The sequence below is a fragment of the Brachyspira catarrhinii genome, from assembly GCF_005518285.1.
Classification (GTDB): domain Bacteria; phylum Spirochaetota; class Brachyspiria; order Brachyspirales; family Brachyspiraceae; genus Brachyspira; species Brachyspira catarrhinii.
The window spans coordinates 1-4,133 of the sequence record NZ_SJDU01000210.1 but is presented as its reverse complement, the minus strand read 5'-3'; the positions used below and the strand labels follow the sequence as shown (position 1 = coordinate 4,133).

The window sequence follows — 4,133 nt, the reverse complement described above, 5'->3', positions numbered from 1 at the left end:
TGCACTTTAGTTGATAATGGTATATCCCAATGAGTACTATTTCTAGACTGATAATATAAATAATAACCGCTATATGGATGTTTTTTTACTTCACCTGAATATGAATATTCTTTATTGTATAAATTTACATCATTGTCATTTGCATCTTTAGCATCTTTTATTATCAAATATTTCCAATGGCTATCATCTTTATAATTATCTATTATATTCCTGCATTTATCCGATATAGTTTCATTTACTTTATCATTAAATATAGTATTTATAAACTCTTTTAATTTATTTGGATATTTTATCAATAATTTTTTATTATCATTATCTTTATTATTTCTAAATATATATATAGTTGTAGAATTATAAGGTTTAAAACTTTCTATTTCACCTTTATCAATAAATACTAATATAGCTCTATGTATTAAATAATTTCCATTTTCATTATTAAAGCCATTTTTAGTAAAAATATAATTTACTACATTAACTATATTTTCATTACCTATATTGTCTAATAAGAAATCAATATTACCTTGTAAAAATACATTATTCTCACAAGCGTAAATTCTTTTTCTAATCTTTTCATCACAGCTTTTTAATATATCTAATTTTATTTTTTCAGACTTTACCAAATCATTTGTAAATAAAGTATTTTCTATTCTTTTTTCTTTATCAGATATCTGATATTCCATAACCGTAATTTCATCTTCTTTAATGATTCTATCAATTAGCTTCATTTGATAATATATATTATTATTTTGTAAGTTATTTGTATTATATAATAAATTTCTTATGAGTCTTAGTTTATTAAAGTACGTATTTTTTATATTATCTATTATATTTTCCTTATTTTTTAAGTATTCATAATTAAGTATTTTGAATACAGAAAATATTAAAATACGTTTTTCTATATTTTTAAAAAATTCAAATAAATTATTATCATTATTAAATACATTTAAATTATTATCAAATGTGCAAATTTTATTGTATTTATCTTCATCGTTTTCTGATTCATTATTATAATAAAATATGTCATTAAATAAAGTTTCCAATTTACATTTTCCAAGTGATGAAAGTATATCAAATATATTAATAATAAAATTTATATTTTTGTTTAGTTGATCTTTTTCATTTTTTATAGAATTTTCTTTTAATTTATTTAAATATTCTTTTTCTTTTTTTCCTTCATCACCTATATGACTGAAAAACAATTCAAAAAATTCTAAATTAGATTTTTCTATTTGTAATTTGCTAGTATCTTTAACAATTTCTATTTGAGAATAATAAAGCATTTCAAAAATAAATCGAAATAGCTTCATAAATAAATCATCAACTTTTTTACAATCTTTATTTAATGTCCAAATAAAATTAACCCAAGAAGTATCTATTTTTATTTTATATTGCTGTAATATACCTTTATCAATTTTATCTTTAAAAAAATCTTCCAATAATGCTTTAAAATTTTCAAAACTTGTTAATGGTTTTCCCCTTGCATTCATTTTTAAATAAATTTCATCAGTCAATTTGAAATCTTCTAAAGGTAAAAAATAGAATCGTATATTTGATAATTTATCAAATAAATTCTCATTACACAGTTTATATTTTGCCTCTATTTTATCTATCATATTAAGCATAGCTTTTATAGTAGGATCATTTTCATTTGTAAACCAATAAAAGTCTTTTATTATATTACACAATTTTACTTTATCATCATCTTTAGATTTTTCATCATAGTATTGTTTTATATTTTCTACATTGTCTATGTCTATTATATTTTGGCAAAACTCTCTTGATGATACTCTAGTAGAATAAGTAAAATTTTTTAAACATTCTATTTCTTTATATTTATCTTCCTTTAATGCTATATACCAATAAAGTAAGAATAAAGTTGTTACTCTCTGCTGTCCGTCTAATAAATAAACTACATTATTTTTATCCACAGAGCCATATATAAAGTCTAACTCTAAATTTGTACCGTATTTTAAGCATTCAAATATTTTATCTAAAAATCTGTTAGCCACTTCACTTTCATTTTCTCTGCCCTGAGCATAATCTCTTTGTATCTTTGGTATTTCTATTCTGGAATATTTTTTAAAAAAATCTATTAAGCTTAATTTATCATTCATTGTTCATTCTCCTTATTAGGTTTAGGTAAAAATTCATTTAATGTTTCATATATATCTTCTTCATAATTAGAGGCATCAGTTTTTGTCCATTTATGTACTGTAGATTTTGATATATCATAATCAAAATATTTCAAAAAAACATTTTTAGTTCCTATAGGTATAAAATATGAGTTCTTATCTTTTTCCAATATAATTTTTCTTTTTATAACAAAGAAAGAATTTATATAACCTCTGTTTGTAGAACTGTCTAATAATGTTAAATTTCCTAATGAATTTTTAAAATCTTCAGGATCATCTTCTTCATTATTATCTTTATAAAATATATTTATAAATTTATTCCATATAATATTTATATTTTCTTCACTATTATTTTTATTTTTTTTATAATTTTCAAATTCTGATTCAAAATTAGATAATTCTTTATTATTGTAATAATAATGTATATTTTCTATATTTAATATATTTTCTATGTATCTTTCTTTTTCTTCTGGAGACTGCGGCGTTTGAGATTCTATATGTTCAATATCCCATGTTGTTCCTTTAAATAAATCGAAAGGAAACTTAGAATTTGATAATTGATTTTTTAGCATATATTCTATATTGTAAAGCAGTAAAAAATTCCTTATAATATACTTTTTAGTATCATTATAGTTAATATTAAAACCTGTATTTTCTTCATAATTTATTTTATATTCTATAATAATATCTTCTATTCTATCTTTTAATTCTTTTTTAAATTTTTCTTTTGTGCAGCATTCTATATATAAATTATACAAGTTTAAAATATTATTTTTTTTATTATTACAATGTATTAGAAATCCAATATAATGATAGAAAGTCAAATCATTATACCATTTATTCATAGCATAAAAACAGTATCTTATTTCTTTCCAAGTATCTTTCATAAAAGACATCTTATCGTCATTATTCTTCCATTTTTTATAAAAATATCTGAAAGTTTTATACTTATCCGCTCCAATTTCTTTTTTATCTTCTTCAGATATTTCTTTATCTGAAACTATTTCAAAAATATAGTCTATCCTATTATATTTTTGATTTATGTCATTATTAATAAATCCCCAAAATCTATTATTCTGCAATGTATTTTCTATATAATCCCATTCGCTTGCTATTTCTATTTGCGTATGTTCATATAAATCTTTATCAAATTTATCATTATCTTTTTTATCATTATCTTTTTTATCATTATCTTTTTTATCATCATATTTAAAATTAGCTTTCTGTAAAAATAATGCTTTAATAAGTTCTGAGTTAGTAAGAGGAATTTTTCCTATATTTATTCTTGTAAAAATTTCTATAGGATTTGAATTATCAGTAGGCTCATACCATATAAATTGTACACTACTCTTTTTATCTGTTTCATTTGCCAATAGTATATCTCTTATTTCTTTTTCTTTTTCATCAGTAAACCATTTTGTTATTACATTAAAAGAAGTTTTTATATATTCAAAATCTATATTATCTATTTTATTTTCTTTAATTATATTTTCATTTTCTTCAAATAAATCATTTATAGAAATTAGTTCATCATTTTTATCTTTTAATCTAGTAGTATATATTATATTAAATATTTCTTGAGTTTTTAAATATTTTAATATTAAATAAATAGTAGTTAATCTCTGCTGTCCGTCTATGACTTCATATACATTATCTGATATTTTTTTTAATACAAGAGGCTGAAGACAGTAAAATCCTTCGTTATTACTTTGCTTAAACTCATAAATATCATTAAGTAAATCTTCTACCTCTCTTTTTTCCCATCTATACCCCCTTTGATAACTAGGTATAACAAAATTACATCCTTTTAACTTTTTTATGCTGCACATTTCTACAGATTTATTATCTTGATTATTTGTTTCTGCCATATAATAGTCCTTAAAAATAAATATACGCTATATAGTATAACATATTTTAATGACAAAAACTGTCTTAAAAAATAAAAAATAAGAAAAATAAAAATTGAAAAATATTTTTTAATCACTATTGACAAAAATATAA

General features: G+C 20.4%; 2 protein-coding genes. Both read right to left on the bottom strand.

What is annotated here, in order from left to right; genetic code table 11:
* Nucleotides 1–2,114: DUF262 domain-containing protein (locus EZH24_RS08125; RefSeq protein ID WP_137998639.1), on the bottom strand; the 2,114-nt coding region annotated here is incomplete at its 3' end.
* Nucleotides 2,111–4,000 carry a DUF262 domain-containing protein gene (locus EZH24_RS08120; protein ID WP_137998637.1) on the bottom strand — a complete coding sequence of 630 codons (1,890 nt, stop codon included), beginning with the start codon at nucleotides 3,998–4,000 and terminating at the stop codon, nucleotides 2,111–2,113. The genes EZH24_RS08125 and EZH24_RS08120, both read right to left, overlap by 4 nt.
* Between the last annotated feature and the right edge of the window lie 133 nt (nucleotides 4,001–4,133).

Bases quoted from the DNA above. Each gene is read 5' to 3' on its own strand.
- EZH24_RS08120 (WP_137998637.1), bottom strand. From the start codon at position 4,000: ATGGCAGAAACAAATAATCAAGATAATAAATCTGTAGAAATGTGCAGC.